The organism is Salibacter halophilus (genome assembly GCF_008806325.1).
In the GTDB taxonomy this organism is placed as follows: domain Bacteria; phylum Bacteroidota; class Bacteroidia; order Flavobacteriales_G; family Salibacteraceae; genus Salibacter; species Salibacter halophilus.
In genome coordinates this window covers 40,943-57,666 of record NZ_WACR01000009.1, presented here as the reverse complement: position 1 = coordinate 57,666, position 16,724 = coordinate 40,943, and the positions used below count along the sequence as shown (strand labels likewise).

13 protein-coding genes and 1 tRNA gene are annotated in these 16,724 nt (G+C 40.5%); 9 read left to right on the top strand and 5 right to left on the bottom strand.

The annotated features are described in order from the left end of the window. Positions 1-30: 30 nt before the first annotated feature. Positions 31-1,083: an NAD(P)/FAD-dependent oxidoreductase gene (locus F3059_RS11125; protein WP_151169240.1), complete on the top strand. Its 1,053-nt coding sequence runs from the start codon at positions 31-33 to the stop codon at positions 1,081-1,083. 19 nt (positions 1,084-1,102) lie between these two features. Continuing rightward, entirely contained in the window at positions 1,103-1,504 is a 402-nt protein-coding gene (gene mce / locus F3059_RS11120) for a methylmalonyl-CoA epimerase (RefSeq protein ID WP_151169238.1), read from the top strand. Here the strand turns inward: mce and F3059_RS11115 are convergent. Further along, the gene (locus F3059_RS11115; protein ID WP_151169236.1) at positions 1,472-2,113 is read right to left on the bottom strand and encodes an HAD family hydrolase; all 642 of its coding nucleotides are present in this window, start codon (positions 2,111-2,113) and stop codon (positions 1,472-1,474) included. The two genes, mce and F3059_RS11115, sit on opposite strands and share 33 nt — an antisense overlap. A 79-nt stretch (positions 2,114-2,192) precedes the next feature. On the opposite strand from F3059_RS11115, the gene F3059_RS11110 reads away from it, so the two are divergent. Continuing rightward, positions 2,193-2,266: transfer RNA gene (locus F3059_RS11110), tRNA-Ile, on the top strand. A 286-nt stretch (positions 2,267-2,552) separates the two neighbouring features. Then, on the top strand, positions 2,553-2,750 hold the full coding sequence (locus tag F3059_RS11105; RefSeq protein ID WP_151169234.1) for a hypothetical protein: 198 nt from the start codon (positions 2,553-2,555) through the stop codon (positions 2,748-2,750). Between the two features lie 134 nt (positions 2,751-2,884). Here F3059_RS11105 and F3059_RS11100 read toward each other — a convergent pair whose 3' ends face one another. Next, complete coding sequence (locus tag F3059_RS11100; protein WP_151169232.1) at positions 2,885-5,212, bottom strand: T9SS type A sorting domain-containing protein; 2,328 nt, start codon at positions 5,210-5,212, stop codon at positions 2,885-2,887. 103 nt (positions 5,213-5,315) lie between these two features. Between F3059_RS11100 and F3059_RS11095 the strand changes: the two genes are divergently transcribed. Continuing rightward, positions 5,316-6,050, top strand: a complete 735-nt coding sequence (locus F3059_RS11095) for a porin family protein (RefSeq protein ID WP_151169230.1) — start codon at positions 5,316-5,318, stop codon at positions 6,048-6,050. Here the strand turns inward: F3059_RS11095 and F3059_RS11090 are convergent. The 3 genes from F3059_RS11090 to asnS form a co-directional block, all read right to left on the bottom strand. Further along, positions 6,047-6,667, bottom strand: coding sequence for a hypothetical protein (locus F3059_RS11090; RefSeq protein ID WP_151169228.1), 621 nt, complete (start codon positions 6,665-6,667; stop codon positions 6,047-6,049). The two genes, F3059_RS11095 and F3059_RS11090, sit on opposite strands and share 4 nt — an antisense overlap. After that, a complete protein-coding gene (rpoN, locus tag F3059_RS11085) occupies positions 6,664-8,127 on the bottom strand; it encodes an RNA polymerase factor sigma-54 (RefSeq protein WP_151169226.1) in 1,464 nt (487 codons plus the stop codon). Before rpoN ends, F3059_RS11090 begins: the two co-directional genes overlap by 4 nt. Before the next feature lie 140 nt (positions 8,128-8,267). Continuing rightward, positions 8,268-9,710, bottom strand: a complete 1,443-nt coding sequence (gene asnS, locus F3059_RS11080) for an asparagine--tRNA ligase (protein WP_151169224.1) — start codon at positions 9,708-9,710, stop codon at positions 8,268-8,270. Positions 9,711-9,895: 185 nt separating this feature from the next. On the opposite strand from asnS, the gene F3059_RS11075 reads away from it, so the two are divergent. Genes F3059_RS11075 through F3059_RS11060 form a run of 4 tightly spaced genes read left to right on the top strand, consistent with a single transcriptional unit; the run spans position 9,896 to position 16,697 of the window. Continuing rightward, the gene (locus F3059_RS11075) at positions 9,896-10,540 is read left to right on the top strand and encodes a TetR/AcrR family transcriptional regulator (RefSeq protein ID WP_151169222.1); all 645 of its coding nucleotides are present in this window, start codon (positions 9,896-9,898) and stop codon (positions 10,538-10,540) included. Continuing rightward, positions 10,537-11,928 carry a TolC family protein gene (locus F3059_RS11070; protein ID WP_151169220.1) on the top strand — a complete coding sequence of 464 codons (1,392 nt, stop codon included), beginning with the start codon at positions 10,537-10,539 and terminating at the stop codon, positions 11,926-11,928. Before F3059_RS11075 ends, F3059_RS11070 begins: the two co-directional genes overlap by 4 nt. A gap of 2 nt (positions 11,929-11,930) precedes the next feature. Beyond that, positions 11,931-13,073 carry an efflux RND transporter periplasmic adaptor subunit gene (locus tag F3059_RS11065; protein WP_151169218.1) on the top strand — a complete coding sequence of 381 codons (1,143 nt, stop codon included), beginning with the start codon at positions 11,931-11,933 and terminating at the stop codon, positions 13,071-13,073. Positions 13,074-13,091: 18 nt separating this feature from the next. Then, positions 13,092-16,697, top strand: a complete 3,606-nt coding sequence (locus tag F3059_RS11060) for an efflux RND transporter permease subunit (RefSeq protein WP_151169216.1) — start codon at positions 13,092-13,094, stop codon at positions 16,695-16,697. Positions 16,698-16,724 lie beyond the last annotated feature (27 nt).

Genomic DNA, 16,724 nt, shown 5'->3' with positions numbered 1-16,724 from the left:
AAATTTTTTTAACGATTAATTAGCAACAGCATGAAAATAGCCGTGTTAGGACAGGGAATTTCAGGTACAATAATCACCTTCCAATTAATAAAAAAAGGTTTCAAACCAACAGTTTTTGACCAAATCAACCCAAATTCACCTTCCCGTGTAGCTGCCGGTATTTGGAATCCGGTCACTTTTCGCAGGCCTTCACTTTCATGGAATGCTGAAAAATTCATAGAGTCATTAGGACCTACTTATAAAGGAATTGAAATTTTTTCCAATTCTAAGTTCTACTACCCTATGAATTATCTCAGGATATTCTCATCAGCTGAGGAACAAAACAACTGGTTCTCAAAAGCAGCTGATGAACCGTTTTCCAATTTCATGAACAATACCTTATATAAAGGAAACCTCGATAGAAAAATCCGTAACAGATTCGGAGGAGCTGAATTATTTCATGCCGGCTATGTCGATACCAATAAAATGCTCAATGACTTTAGGGAAGAACTCAAAAAAAGAAATCAATTGCTGGAAGTCAATATCGGTCAGAGCCAGGTGTCATTCGGAAAGAAAGTCCAAGTCAATCACAGCAACCAAACCGAAGAATTCGATGCGCTGATATTCGCCAACGGATTAAACATAAGAGATTTTCAACCATTTGAGGACTTACCATTTCAGCCTGTTAAAGGTGAGGTTCTGACCATTAAAAGTAAAACCCTAAAAGTTGACAAAATCCTTTCAAAAGGATTTTTCATGTTACCTGTTGGCGAGCTCACCTTTAAGATAGGAGCTACGTACTCAAATACTGACATGACAACGGATTTGACCGAAAAGGGGAAGTCAGAGTTAATCGATAAACTAAAAGAGCTTATTGGTGATACGGAATTTGAAATCGTGGATCACAAAGTAGGTATAAGGCCGGCTATCAAAGGAAGAAGGCCGGTGATAGGTCCGCACCCACACTATGAAAATACATTTGCTTTCAGCGGAATGGGATCAAAAGCTATTTTGATGGCGCCTTTACTCGCTGAACAACTAGTTGATCACATTGAAAACAAAAGTCAAATAGACTCTGAAGTAGATGTAAAAAGGTTTTTATAATTGTATCAAACTTTGCGTGATGAATAAAATAGAACACCTTGGCATAGCGGTAAAAGACATTGATAAATCAAATGAGGTTTTTTCCAGGCTACTGGGCGAACCAGCCTACAAGGAAGAAGTAGTTGACAGTGAGGGAGTGAAGACCTCTTTTTTCAAGTTGGGAGAAAATAAAATTGAACTATTGGCCGGTATAAGCGGAGACAGTGCAATTGAAAAGTATTTATCAAAAAACAGGGAAGGAATTCACCATGTGGCCATTGCGGTTGATGATATTTATGCCGAAATAGACAGATTAAAAAAGGAAGGTTTTCAGTTCATCAACGAAATACCCAAAAAGGGAGCCGATAACAAACTCATCGTGTTTATTCATCCAAAATCTGCAAACGGCTTACTCGTTGAGCTTTGCCAGGATGCCGGGTAATTGATCTTTTAACGACTGGTTTTGGGCAAAATGAAAGCTGCTTATTCCCATTTTCTCTGCCGATTCTACATTTTGAATGGAGTCATCGATAAAAACGACTTTTGAATTCTGTGGAATATGTGATTTTACTAAATCATACACCTCAACATCAGGCTTCCTCATTTTTACCTGATGAGAAAAAACAACCTCATCAAATAATTCCTCAAACTTTTTGTTGTGTAACTCAACCAATTCAAGGGAAAACTGAGCATGGTGGATCTCATTTGTATTGCTGAGTAAAATCAAGTTGTAGTCCTTTGACATTTCGGTCAGAACCGAAAGATTTTCATCCAAATAGCCAACTAACAGCGAGTTCCATGCTGATATCACCTTTTCTTTATCGAGCTGAACTTCAATTTGAGTATTGAGTTTATTCAAAAACTGGTCTACTTTTAACAAGCCCTTTTCAAAATCCTGAAACAAACCACTTTGGGATGCTTTTGAATAATGGTTTTCAAAATCGGCTATTCCAAGTTCTTTAAAGGAATCCACACACCTGTTAAAATTAATGGCATATAAAACACCTCCAAAATCAATTATTACTGTCGGTTTACTCTGTTCTATGGCCATGGTGGACAAACTTAATTCAATAATTCCATTTTGTTTTATTACTTTTGTCGCCCTTCAAAAGTGAAAATCACTTTCACTTGGGCCCATAGCTCAGTTGGTTAGAGCACCTGACTCATAATCAGGTGGTCGCTGGTTCGAGCCCAGCTGGGCCCACTTTTTCCCTTATGCTTTTCAATAGTTTTTCTCAACCATTTTGCAAAGCATAATTATTTCTCCTAAAGTCAATATCCAGAAACAACCATCCTGTTGCAGTTCACTAGTGATCGAATTCATAATGAAAAGCAGTTTATAAAAAAACAAATTGCACTTTATTCCGCATTTCACACTTCTTATGCTCCTCTTATCTCAACTGATAGCCTAGCTCGGGTATTAAGCCCTTCTACAGCATACTGTTACAATACTTTTGATAACAGAAAATAAGGGAATAATAAGGGGAATTATGAAACAACTACTTAAAACAACCATCGCGATAGCAGTTTTCACTTTCAGTGGTCACTTGCTCTTTGCTCCACCTCCACCACCCGGATCAGGAAATAACACGCCTTACGCACCTATCCCGGGAGTTGAATTATTACTCGCTGCTGGAGCAGCTTATGGAATAAAAAAGAAATTCGACCAAAAGAACGCTGAAGCATAAGCGTTCGCTCTCCTCATACAACAACAAAAAAAGCCGCAAATTGCGGCTTTTTTTATTTTACCCTTTGAAAGTAAATCGTGCGAACCTTTCACTAATTATGATACATCGCAATCAAAATAGGTTGCACGCACTTATCATTTTTTTGTGATTCTTTTGGTAACCACTCCCTCTTGAGACAATAGCCTAACCAAATAAACCCCAGATTCGTAACCACTTAAATCAAATTCTTCTCTAGTCAACTTTTTGTTAACTGTAAGCCTGCGCTCTTTAACCAAAACACCTTTTATATCATAAACGGAGAGTAGCACCGTTTCTCTTCCCTTAGTAGCTACGTCAATGTAGAAAACATCATTCGTTGGGTTTGGATATACATCAACCTTTACATACTGATTGATGTTATTTATCCAAATCCCGGTAGTATCAGTTGTATCACCAGGAATAGTATCATCAGGTAGAGTATCGTTTGAAGTAGTATCCTGAAAAGTATGTGGCAATGCTAAATAAGTCAATCCTCCAGTCTTTTCTCCATATATAAGTTCAATAGAGTCATTTGCGTAAGTAACGACATCTCCAGTCATTGCAATTTGCCTTCCTTTAACCATCATTGAGTCTATCACAGGGTAATTGCCTGATGTATCAGGGTTTAAAAAGTCATAAACAAAAACACCATATTCATAAGATGAAACAATAAGCTTTTCACTGGAATTAACAGTAGGATATGGAATTATAGACAATGCTAAATTACCGGGATATGCAGGCCTCTTATGAAATACTCCACCGAGGTTTTGCTGAGTCACTGAAGATTGAAATTGTGGATTGGAACTACTGCCAATGTTCTCATAATAGTTAATAGAGCCATTATTGTTTCCCGCCAGGATATCTAAATCTCCATCCTGATCTAAGTCATATAGCTCAGGAGTAAAAAATGGTGAACCCTGGATCTTCATAAAAGATGAATCAACCAATGTAAACTGAATTGGTGACCCCACTGGTGATGTATTCCTGAAAAATGCTACTTCACCGTTGATTTTTCCAGCTAACATGTCTAGATCACCATCTCCATCCAAGTCTCCAAATGCAGGATAAAGTCCTTCCATATTGTGTTGCCCAATATTTTCAAAGTCATCTGTAATAAAATCAAACTTTGGGTGTATTGAATCACCTGTATTCTTAAAATAAGCCAATTGGCTTTTCCACACCGTTTTAAAAGCTAAACTATTGTAGTTCTGAAAAAACCCTGTGTTCCCTACCAGGACGTCTTTCAATCCATCCTTATCTACATCAATAAATTTTGGATAAGACCCAGTACCGTGATCAATCATCTGTCGTGAAAGAAAATCCTTTCTATTAAAAGTAAAAACCGGATTCGTTGATGTTCCTGTGTTTAGGTACAACCAGGCATTTTCAACATCTTTACTTTGATCGCGCTGAGTTGGCCCTGCAATGAAATCTTCCAAACCATCATTGTTAACATCCATAAAGGAAATAGCACTCATGTTAGGAAGATCTACCGGCAATGAGTTTGAAGGAAAAGCTGTATCGACAGAAACCATGTAAGCAGAATCAGGGGTTCCTCCATTGAAAACCCCTTTTACACCGGGCCGGTCAACATCACTTAGCACAATATCCATTAATCCATCTGCATTCAAATCAAAAGCTGATAGAGCAGAACCGGCATGTCTTTCAGCTCCTCTATGTTGATTGTGATCATATAAAGGCGGTATATGATTGCCCAATCGATAGGTTTGACAAAAAGAATCGTTCAGAATAACTTCTCCGTAAACATTTTCAAAAAAGCCTGCCCAGCAAGCATTTCCTGTAACTTTATCATAAATAAGTGTATCACAATTTGGGGCTACATTTTCGTAGAGGGTGAAATAAGTTCCAAAATTATGTCCTGAAACAATATCGAGATCTCCATCTCCATCCATATCCTCAATAATTGGTATATCGCTGGATAATAAATAAACAAAGGTCTGTCCGCCAGAGAAGGTCGCTTCCAGGTCAGAATGAATCAATTCAAAGCTCAATGAATCATTAATGCTAGATGGTGTAATATTTTCATAAACACGAATCCCACCACCATTAGGACGTTGAGTGAAAATATCCATTTTCCCATCACAATTCATGTCTCGCATCAACATCATGTTACGCAATGTATCAGGGAAGAATCTCTCATATTCAGGCGCATAACTATAATCAGCCTGCCCCTGAACACCATCATTCAAAAATGTATAAACCCTGTCACCTGTTTTATCGAAAACAGCAATGTCATCAAACCCATCTTTATTAAGGTCTATTTGTGAAAACTGAGGATTGTTAAAGCCACCTGCCCAAGGATAATCGCGCTCTACACCAAAATTGAAAACTTTCGTTGAGTCAATTTTTTGATAATCACTAAGGCTCTGACCATTAACAATGATAGACAAGAAAAGAAGTGGGAAGTATATTAAGTTTTTCATAACAGGTTATTCTCTTGTAGTATAAACGCAATAAAAAAGCATTAAGTTGGTTACAATTACTCAGCTACAATTATTATAGCTTTGTGGCCAAATTTTCAATTAAATGAGGATAAAGGTAATAACTTTCACTATATCAATGTTGGCGATTTCTGTTTCCATTTTTGGTCAGAGCCAAAATCAACAACCAACTAGTACTAAAACCACAACACAACCGAAAGAACCGATGGAAAAAATGGACAACTTTGTGGTTGACCTCGGTTATGAAATGCTCATGTTTGAAAACAAACCCAATGGCCTTGATTTCAAACCATGGAATAATGGCATGAGTTTTTATCTCCTCTACGACAGGCCAATCATGACTAGCAATTTTGCCATTGCTATTGGTGGAGGTATCAGTAGTCAGAGCTACTACAGCAACTCACAAATAAGAAGAGTGGGAAATGATGAGAAAGAGGATTATTCTACTTTCCAAAAACTCCCAGATTCAGTAGATTACCGCAATAATAAAGTTGCTCTCACTTACCTCGATATACCCTTAGAGTTACGCTACAGATCTAACGAAGACAATCGCGGACACCGCTGGAAACTCACATTGGGTTTCAAAGCTGGTTGGCAATTTGACGTTCACGACAAACTAGTGATCGATAACAACAGAAAAGACAAGTACAAAACGTACATCTTCCCTGATCTTCACGAATTTCGTTATGGTGCTTACTTTAGAGCCGGATACGGGAAAGTTGGCTTAAATGCTTACTACGGTTTAAGTCCTTTGTTTAATGAAGGACACGGCCCAGAAGCTACTCAACTATCAATTGGTGTAACGATAACGCCATTTTAACCAACACCAAATTCAAATACTAAATAGCTCACTACGAAGCCCAAAACGGCTCCGACCAATAATTGGTTGAGCGTATGTTGCTTTAGAACAAGTCTGGCATAACCAACTATGCCACCAATCAAAATAAGTGCGAGCAATACCAGAACAACAGGGACATTTAACATTTGTGCCATACCGTAAAACACTCCGGCTAAGCCTCCCAGTCCAACCATGTGCATGCTGATTTTCCACACCAAATTGATGAAAAATGCAGCAATTATCGATAGAATTCCCGCTCCCAGCATCAACATTACAATACGGTTCATTCCAAATTCATCGAGGAGATAATAGGTTGTCACGTAAAATAGTGTGGTGAGGATAATCGGGAGCCAGCGCTCCTCCCTGTTTGTCACTTGAATATCGGTAATTCTTTTGGTTCTGAGGAGGTAGAGAATCAACCCAACAGGAAGCAGAAAAGTATTGAGAAAAACGATTGATAAAATGAATGTTCGTGCAGTTTCATTAATCGTGTAAACAAAGTATGCATCAACGAAATTAAAAAGCAAGAGCACGCCATACGTTGGCATGATTAGCGGATGAAATAACACTGAGATGAACTTTGCTATTTTTTGACTCATAAACTTTTTCTCAATCTGGCAACCGGAATTTGAAGTTGCTCGCGGTATTTCGCAACTGTTCTCCTGGCTATGTTATACCCCTGATCCTTCAACAATTTAGCAAGGCGATCATCGGTAAGTGGTTTCTGTGAATCTTCCTCATCGATCAAATCCTGTAGTTTTTTCTTCACCTCTCGCGTACTCACTTCCTCTCCGCTATCAGTAGAAATACTTTCACTGAAAAAACTCTTTAGAAGAAAAGTTCCGTAGGGAGTTTCTACATACTTACTGTTTACCACACGTGAAATCGTGCTGATATCCAGATGTACCTTTTCGGCAATATCTTTAAGGATCATCGGCTTCAACTTGGTTTCATCCCCAGTCAAAAAATACTCTCGCTGGCGCTCCATAATTGCCTCCATCGTCATCAGTAAAGTTTGTTGACGTTGTTTGATGGCATCAATGAACCATTTAGCAGAGTCGAGCTTTTGCTTGACAAAAACCAGAGCATCTTTTTGTTCTTTTGTAGCGGCTTTCTTGTTTTTGTTGTAGGCGTCAAACATCTCGCTGTATTGCGGACTCACACGGAGCTCAGGAGCATTTCGTCCGTTGAGTTGAAGTTGCAACTCATCGTCATCGTTGGTTATAGTAAAATCAGGAACGATATGTTCTACAGGTTCAGCGTTGTTGCTGAGACTATTCCCCGGCTTTGGATTTAATTTTAAAATCTCATCCAGTCCCTCTTTGAGTTCCTCTTCCTCAATATCGAGCTTAGCCAGAATTTTGTCATAGTGCTTTTTGGTAAACTCTTTAAACGTTTTGTCCAGAATTGACTCTGCCAGCAATAGACCTTCGTCATTAGGCCGTTTCTTGATTTTACGCTCAACTTGCAGAAGTAAACACTCCTGCAAATCCCGCGCTCCAACACCAGGAGGGTCAAAGTCCTGAATAATCATCAGCAACTTTTCAAGTTCGCTCTCATCTGTCATGAGGTTCTGAGTAAAAGCCAAATCATCTACAATTGCAATGAGTTCTCGTCTCAAATACCCCGCATCATCTATGTTACCGATCAGGTGAGTAGCTATTCTGTGTTCCCTTTCATCGATTGACTGCAACCCTAGTTGTTCAGTTAATCTATCGTGGAAAGTTGACCCACCACTTAACGGAACACCCTTCTCATCATCATCCCGGCCTTTATTCTTGATAGTGTATTTGTAAGCCGGAGTATCATCATCCGTATAATCTGAGAAATCAAAATCCTGCTCAGCCTCACTGCGTTCTTCGTAAACATCACTGTACTCTTCGCCATCCTCCTGATTGTTTTCAGATGCGGTACCTTCTTCGAGAGCCGGGTTTTGCTCCATCTCCTCTTTCACCCGCTGCTCAATAGCAACTGTGGGAACCTGCAACAACTTCATCAACTGAATTTGTTGTGGAGATAGCTTTTGAAGTAACTTTTGCTGTAGTTTTTGCTCTAACATGACGATTCAATTTCCCCTAAACGTGCAGCCGAAAAAGCAGTGGCACGAATTTTGATTGAAAAGTAACCAATTCTCATTGCATAAAAAAGGGATGCCAAAAAATTTTAGCATCCCTTAATTATCTCTAACGTTTTCTAAGTTTAAAATTCTGCACTTCCTGGAGTTCTTGGAAAAGCAATAACATCTCTAATATTACTCATCCCGGTTACAAAGAGAACGAGTCGTTCAAAACCCAGTCCAAAACCGCTGTGAGGTGCCGTTCCATATTTACGCGTATCGAGGTACCACCACATTTCTTCTTCAGGAATATTGAAATCTTTCATTTTTTCGGTCAGAACCGAAAGGCGTTCCTCACGTTGTGAACCACCAACAATCTCCCCGATTCCCGGGAACAAAATATCCATAGCCGCCACAGTTTTATCGTCATCATTTTGGCGCATGTAAAATGCTTTGATATCAGCAGGGTAATCATAAAGGATAACTGGTTTTTTGAAATGTTTCTCTACCAAAAAGCGCTCGTGTTCACTCTGCAAGTCAGCTCCCCATTCTTCAATGAGGTAATTGAACTTCTTCTTTTTATTGGGTTTTGAATTTCTCAAAATATCAATCGCATCAGTGTAAGTAACACGCTCAAATTCATTTTCAACGATGAATTTGAGTTTTTCAGTGAGCGACATCGGTTGGCGTTGATCTTTTGGTTTTTGCTTATCCTCCTGCTCAATACGGTTCTCTAAAAACGCAAGGTCATCAGCGCAATTGTCTAGAGCATACTGCACAATGTACTTGAGGAAATCCTCAGCCAAATCCATATCATCTTTTAGATCTGCAAAAGCAACCTCGGGCTCAACCATCCAAAATTCAGCCAGGTGACGTGATGTATTGCTGTTTTCGGCTCTGAATGTGGGGCCAAAAGTATAAACCTGAGAAAGTGCCATAGCTCCAAGTTCAGCTTCGAGCTGACCCGAAACAGTTAGGTTCGTTTCACGACCAAAGAAGTCTTCTTTGAAGTCAATTTTCCCCTCTTCGTTTTTTGGAATATTATCCAGGTCAAAGTTTGTTACGCGAAACATTTCTCCGGCTCCTTCAGCATCAGATCCGGTGATGATTGGCGTATTTAAGTAGTAAAAACCGTTTTTATTGAAGTAATCATGAATGGCAAATGAAAGTGCATGGCGAATCCTGAAAACAGCACCAAATGTACTTGTCCTAAACCTCAGGTGAGCGATTTCACGCAAGAACTCTAGCGAGTGTTTTTTAGGTTGTAGTGGATACTTTTCAGAATCAGCAACGCCAAGAATTTCGATTTCCTCAGCAATCATCTCAACGCTTTGACCAGATCCTTTAGATTCACTGATCTCACCAACTACTGAAATAGCAGCTCCGGTTGTGACCTTGCGCAAAACTTCTTCACTGAAATTCTCAGTATCGGCAACGATTTGCAGGTTGTGGATACAAGAACCGTCATTCAGCGCGATGAAATTCACACTTTTGCTACCTCTTTTGGTTCTGACCCAACCCTTTACGAGTTTTTTTTCACCTACCGGCTCCGACTTTAATAAAGCATCAATTTTTATTCGTTCCATTTTCAATTCCTTCAATAAACGATTTTAAGAAGCGCAAAAGTAGCTATTGATTTTGCCTTTTGAAACTACTCGATTTATTCATTTAACCAGCTGACCACTTGTCAAGATAAAAAACCACGGAAACATTTTTTACTTATTTCGTTTCCTACGTACGTATAAAGTTTCACTTAAATTTGTCGCGAATTATGGCAAAAGGAGAAGAAAAAGACTGGAAAGAAAGCACTGTTCCTGCTATTACTGAGCTGTTTATGAAAAACGGGATCAAGAGCATGACGATGGATGACATTGCTCGCGAACTCAGTATTTCCAAGAAAACACTTTACAAATTTGTCGATAACAAGCACGACCTTGTAAAACAGTGCGCCATTCATAGAGAATGCCAGCACATTGATCATGTTGAAGCAATAATGAGCAAAAATCTCAACGCTATTGATGAGATGTACGCAATTACAGATTTTGTCATTAATATGCTTCTCGAAATACACCCATCTATCTTTTACGATCTGGAAAAATATTACCCTGAGGCCTTTAAATCCTTCAATGAGTTCAAAGGTGAATTTATAAGCAAATGCATTGTTGAGAATATTAATAAAGGAATAGAAGAGGGTCTTTACCGCAAGGATGCCAATCCACAACTGATTGGGTATTTCTACAGCACTTTAATAGATGCTGTCCTACACTCCCAGCATTCAAAGGATTGCAATGAAGCCATCCCAAGAGTACAGGTTGAAGCTTTCCGTTACCACATGAGAGGAATAGCTAGTGAAAAAGGATTTCAGTATCTCAAGAAAATTAAGAAACAATTATTACCGGAAAATAACGATAAATGATGAATTATTTAAAGGCTATATCGCTTACTATAATTACCGTTACAGCTGCGTTAGCGGGGTTTAGTCAACAGGAGTTCAGTCTTGAAGAAGCGAAAAAATACGCTTTAGAACACAGCTATTTTAGCAAAAAAGCGCAAATGGATGTTGAGGCTGCTCGTGACCGTGTTCGCGAGACGACTGCTATTGGCCTTCCACAAATAAGTGGCTCGGCAGAGTTCAATGATTTCATCGACATTCCAACTCAGGTAGTTCCTAACTTTATTTCGCCCGTTGTTGGTGGTTCGCTTGTCGATTACGATGTCATTGAACCGTCACAGGTTCAGCCGCCAAACCCTGAATATATCCCGGCTCAATTTGGAACGAAATACAACATGAGTGCTGGTGTATCAGCTAATCAATTAATATTTGATGGTTCTTATATTGTTGGGTTGAGAGCTGCCAAAACCTATCGTGAACTAAGCAAAAACGCAAAGGTTAAAACCGAACAGGAAATTGTATCGGGGGTTACTCAGGCCTATACTGGCGTTATCGTTTCAACTGAAAACCTCAAGACTCTTGAGAGCAACCTCGAAACACTTGAGAAAACATACAACGAAACAAACGCTCTCTATGAAGAAGGTTTTACAGCAGAAGAAGACGTAGACCAACTGAAAATCTTGCTTCAATCTACTCAGAACCAGGTTCAGCGAGCGAAACGACTCACCGATATTTCGCTACACCTCCTCAAATATCAAATGGGATTACCGGTTGACACAACAGTCACGCTAACTGATAGCCTGGATGCTATTCTCGCTTACGGCAACTCACCCGATGCCAAAAACCAGGATTTCAATCCGGCAGCCAATATCGATTACCGTATTGCAGCCACTAACAAAGAAATACAATATTTGAATTACAAAAACGAGCAGGCAAAAGCTCTTCCAAAACTCAATGCTTTCTTCAATTACAATCAAAACTACCTGAGTAATGAACTCGAAGTGAGTAATGATAATTTTTGGTATCCATCAACAGTATGGGGTCTTAGTTTGCAGGTTCCTATTTTTTCAAGCCTGATGCGCCACTACAAAATACAACAAGCCAAAATTGAGATGGAAAAAGCTGAAGTTGATCTGAGACAAACTTCTCAACAGCTTTCAGTCGAGTTCCTACAGGCCAAGTCTAACTACCTTACAACTTTGAACGAGTTTCAAAACAACAAAGAAAGTCTGGAGCTTTCCCGTAAAATACTCAACAAGCAAACCTTCAAGTACAAAGAAGGTGTTTCATCTAGCCTCGACCTAGCTCAGGCTCAGAGACAGTTTTTCCAAACCCAGGCACAATATATCAATAGCATTAACAGCCTTATAGAATCCAAAACCAATTTAGATCAAATTCTTAACAACTTATAATCATGAGAGCTTATCTAGCAATTTTAAGTACGGCCTTACTCTTGTATTCGTGCGGATCTGACCAAACGGCAAAAGACCCTGTATTGAGTGAACTAACAACTCAAAAGGACAGCCTCACAAAAGAGTACGACAAGATCAAAACAACACTCGACTCAATTCAAAAGGAAATCGTTAAGCTCGATTCTACCAAAAAGCTAAACCGTGTTGCAGCTGTAAGTGCTCATCGCGAAACTTTCAAGCACTTCATTGAAGTATACGGTAATGTTGAAGCTAAAGAAAACATCCAGGTGTATGCAGAAACATCTGGCGAGATCCTGAGCATTTTAGTGAATGAAGGTGACGATGTAATAAAAGGACAACTATTACTCAAAATTGATGCAGAAGTTGTTCGCAACAACATCAAAGAAGTTCAGTCACAACTCTCTTTGGCTGAAGAAATTTATAAGCGCCAAAAGAGACTGTGGGACAAAAATATCGGTTCTGAAGTGAGCTATCTCGAAGCAAAAAACAGAAAAGAAAACCTAGAAAGCCGACTCAATACGCTCAATAGTCAGCTCGATATGGCTAACCTCAAATCGCCAATCAACGGAACCATCGATAAAATTTTCCCGAAAGAAGGTGAAATGGCATCTCCGGGAATGCCGCTCATGCGTATCATCAACCTCGGTGATATGTACATTGAAGCTGATGTATCAGAGCGCTACATAGGAACTGTTGACAAAGGAACGCAAGTGATCGCTCAGTTCGATGCTCTCAATCTTGAAATCGACACAACGATTGCACGTACCGGTCAGTACATCAACCCCAATAACCGTACATTCATGGCGCGTGTCAACATTCAGAACCCAAAAGACCAGCTTAAGCCAAATCTTTTGGCAAGACTAATGATTAAAGACTTCCAGCAAGATTCTGCAGTTGTCATTGAGTCGAATCTCGTCCAGCAAACGGCTGAAGGTAAAGACTACGTTTACACGCTCAAGCCACACAAAGACAATACTTATAAAGTGAAGCGCAAGTACATCACTTCAGGACTGAGCTACGGTGGCAAAACGCACATCAAAGAAGGCCTTAAAGGTGATGAGCTCGTGATTTCAAAAGGAGCGAGAAGCGTGAAAGAAGACCAGGTTGTAACACTACAGCAATAACACTCAAACGAACAGGTAATGAGTAACCTAAAAGAAAAAATAAAAGAGTTTAAACTCTCCTCACTCTCTGTAGAGAACAGAGTGACAGTATTTGTCCTCACCGCCATCATCCTGATTGCGGGTATCATTTCATACACGAGCATGCCCAAGGAGAGTTTCCCAGAGGTTGTAACACCGGAGATTTACGTTGGCACACCATATCCCGGAAACTCAGCCCTCGATATTGAGAAACTGATCACCAGACCACTCGAGAAAGAGATCAACACGATTTCCGGTATCGATGAAATTAACAGTACATCCATTCAGGGGTATTCATCTATCCAGGTAAAGTTCGATTTCAGCATAACGCCTGATGAAGCTCTGCGAAAAGTCAAAGACGAAGTTGATAAAGCAAAAGCCGACTCAGACTTCCCAGATGATCTACCGTCAGAACCGAATGTGTTCGAGATGAACTTCTCAGAACTGGTTCCGATCATGAACATCAACCTTTCAGGAGAGTTCTCACAGGATCAGCTCAAGGATTACGCTGAATACCTACAGGAAGAAATCGAAGATCTTCCGCAAATCACAAGTGTAGATATCCGCGGGTACACTGAAAAAGAAGTAGCTGTAAATCTCGACATTCATCGAATGAACGCGATGCAAGTCAGCTTCAATGACGTAGCCGGAGCCATCTCAAACGAAAACCTCACAATCTCTGGAGGTGAGATCAACACTGATAACTTTGAGCGCTCAATTCGTGTTTTGGGTGAATTCAAAGACTACAAACAAATTGAGGACATTGTTGTCAAGCACGAAAGCGGGAATATCGTTTACCTCAACGATATTGCTAATGTTACTTTCCAGCAAAAAGAAAAAGAAAGCTACGCTCGCCAGTACACCGAGACAGTTGTGATGGTTGATGTAATGAAGCGAAGTGGTGCCAATCTACTAGAAGCTTCTGATGCGATCAATGAAATCGTTGGAAAAGCACAGAATAACGAATTCCCTGAAAACCTCCAGGTTTCGATAACCGGTGACCAAAGTGACCAAACCAGAACACAGGTTGACGAACTCGCCAACAACATCATTTTTGGTGTGATTCTCGTTGTTGCTGTGCTCTTGTTCTTCCTCGGGTTACGAAACGCACTTTTCGTGGGAGTTGCCATTCCGCTCTCGATGTTCCTGTCATTTTTTATCCTCAACGCGATGGGCGTAACCCTGAATACAATTGTGTTGTTCTCGCTCGTACTCGCACTCGGGATGTTAGTGGATAACGGAATTGTAGTAGTTGAAAACATCTACCGATTGATGGATGAAGGCTATCCGCCACTCAAGGCAGCAAAAGCAGGTGTTGGAGAAGTTGCACTCCCAATTATCGCCTCAACAGCCACTACGTTGGCAGCCTTTATTCCGCTCGGTTTATGGCCTGGCGTTGTGGGGAACTTCATGCAATATCTTCCTATTACGCTCATCATTGTTTTGTCATCATCATTATTTGTAGCACTGGTTATCAACCCCGTGCTCACTTCTAAATTTATGAAGATCGATGAACAAGATGTAAAGATCCCAACGAAGCGACTCATCATTTACGGAGTAGTCATTATTGTGGCAATGCTCATTGACATTGCGGGTGACCAACCTGAAGCCGGAGCACTCAATTATATTGCGGGTGCAATCGTTTCAGTAATTCTCATCTTGACACTTAAAGACTACGCGTTTATATCGAAAAACACCAACCGAAAGAAAGTCATAAAGCCGGCAATCGGGCTGTTGATTCTTTCCGGAATTTTCTTTGTAACAGGCCAAAACGTATCGGCCAACTTCATCGGTATAACCGGCACATTCCTGTTGTTGAACAGTTTTGTGATTTATCCGGGAACTGTCTTTTTTCAAAACCGCATCATCCCGGCAATGGAAAACTTCTACGACAGCTTTATCAAATATGCGCTAAGCGGCAAAAAGCCGGTTGCATTTTTGGTCGGAACCACTTTGGCTCTAATCCTTTCGATCGTACTCATTATCAAGTTTACGCCAAAGATCCTGTTCTTCCCTGAGAATGAACCGCAGTACCTCAATATCTACATCGAAAAACCGATTGGGACTGATATTGAATACACGAATGAGATCACGAAAGACATCGAGAAAAAGGTTCTGAAAGTGCTTGAACAATACCAGGCTGTAAACCCTGAAACGGGTGAAAAAGAAGACTTCCTCGTAGAGTCAGTGATCGCACAGGTAGGTGAAGGAACATCAGACCCTATGCAAGGTCCACAAATGGGAAGTACACCACACAAAGCACGGATTACAGTTTCATTTGAAAAGTTCCAGTTGCGTAGAGGAATTTTGACAAGCGATGTACAAACAGAGATCCGTAACTCGCTCAAAGGATACCCGGGAACTAAAATATCAGTCGATAAAAACCAGGCTGGTCCACCTCAGGGTAAACCGATTAACATCGAGGTGCAGGGTGACGATTACCTCGCGCTCATGCAGGAAACTGAGAGCATAAAATCGTACATCAAAGATGCCAACATTGAAGGTATTGAAGAATTAAAATTAGATGTAGAACAGGGTAAACCGCAGCTCGAAGTAAATATCGACAGGGCTAAAGCGCGCAGACTGGGATTGTCAACCGGCCAAATAGGTAATGCGCTGCGTACGGCCGTGTACGGACAAGAAGTTTCCACCTACAAAGAAGGTGAAGACGACTACCCGATCAATATCAGGTTGAAAGAAGAGTTGCGCAACAACTCAGAAATATTGATGAACCAACGCATCACTTTCAGAGATCCTTCAACGGGTAGAATTGTGCAGGTTCCAATTTCTTCAGTTGCAACAGCAAAGAAAACATCGACTTTTAGTGCGGTGAAGCGCAAAGACTTAGAGCGTATTATCACAATTTCGTCAAACGTACTCGATGGTTACAACCCTACTGAAGTGGTAAACAACATCAAGACCCACCTCAAGGATTACGACATGAGCGAAGGCATTACGTACAAGTTTACTGGTCAGCAGGAAGAGCAGGCCGAGGAGATGAACTTCCTCACCACGGCTCTAGCTATCGCGTTCTTCCTCATCATCATGATCATTGTGATGCAGTTCAACTCGGTGAGTACTCCGTTTATTATCGGTACTTCGGTACTTTTCAGTTTGATTGGCGTACTCCTTGGACTTGTAATCTTCCAGATGGACTTCATCGTGATCATGACCATGATCGGGATTATCTCGCTGGCCGGTATCGTGGTGAACAACGCGATCGTACTGATCGACTACACCAACCTCATCATCGATAGAAGGAGAGAAGAACTGGAACTCGAAGACGATGAAAAACTTCCATTTAATGAAGTGGTAAAAGCAATTGAAGAAGGCGGTAAAACGCGTTTGCGTCCGGTATTGCTAACGGCAATCACGACCATATTTGGGTTGATTCCGCTCGCAATCGGTTTGAACATCGACTTTTTCAGTTTCTTTAAAACACTCGATCCCAATATTTATGTGGGTGGTGATAACGTAATGTTCTGGGGACCTATCTCGTGGACCATCATTTTTGGTCTCACGTTTGCCACGTTCCTCACACTCATTATCGTACCTGTAATGTACTTCTTGCTCAACAAAGCCAAGTACAAGTTGAGTGGTGAATAAATTAACAGTCAGAGCCGGAGTGAAGTC

Coding starts and splice junctions, on each gene's coding strand:
- F3059_RS11105 (WP_151169234.1), top strand. CDS start 2,553: ATGAAACAACTACTTAAAACAACCATCGCGATAGCAGTTTTCACTTTC.
- F3059_RS11060 (WP_151169216.1), top strand. CDS start 13,092: ATGAGTAACCTAAAAGAAAAAATAAAAGAGTTTAAACTCTCCTCACTC.
- F3059_RS11100 (WP_151169232.1), bottom strand. CDS start 5,212: ATGAAAAACTTAATATACTTCCCACTTCTTTTCTTGTCTATCATTGTT.
- F3059_RS11115 (WP_151169236.1), bottom strand. CDS start 2,113: ATGGCCATAGAACAGAGTAAACCGACAGTAATAATTGATTTTGGAGGT.
- F3059_RS11070 (WP_151169220.1), top strand. CDS start 10,537: ATGATGAATTATTTAAAGGCTATATCGCTTACTATAATTACCGTTACA.
- mce (WP_151169238.1), top strand. CDS start 1,103: ATGAATAAAATAGAACACCTTGGCATAGCGGTAAAAGACATTGATAAA.
- F3059_RS11095 (WP_151169230.1), top strand. CDS start 5,316: ATGAGGATAAAGGTAATAACTTTCACTATATCAATGTTGGCGATTTCT.
- asnS (WP_151169224.1), bottom strand. CDS start 9,710: ATGGAACGAATAAAAATTGATGCTTTATTAAAGTCGGAGCCGGTAGGT.
- F3059_RS11125 (WP_151169240.1), top strand. CDS start 31: ATGAAAATAGCCGTGTTAGGACAGGGAATTTCAGGTACAATAATCACC.
- F3059_RS11090 (WP_151169228.1), bottom strand. CDS start 6,667: ATGAGTCAAAAAATAGCAAAGTTCATCTCAGTGTTATTTCATCCGCTA.
- F3059_RS11075 (WP_151169222.1), top strand. CDS start 9,896: ATGGCAAAAGGAGAAGAAAAAGACTGGAAAGAAAGCACTGTTCCTGCT.
- F3059_RS11065 (WP_151169218.1), top strand. CDS start 11,931: ATGAGAGCTTATCTAGCAATTTTAAGTACGGCCTTACTCTTGTATTCG.
- rpoN (WP_151169226.1), bottom strand. CDS start 8,127: ATGTTAGAGCAAAAACTACAGCAAAAGTTACTTCAAAAGCTATCTCCA.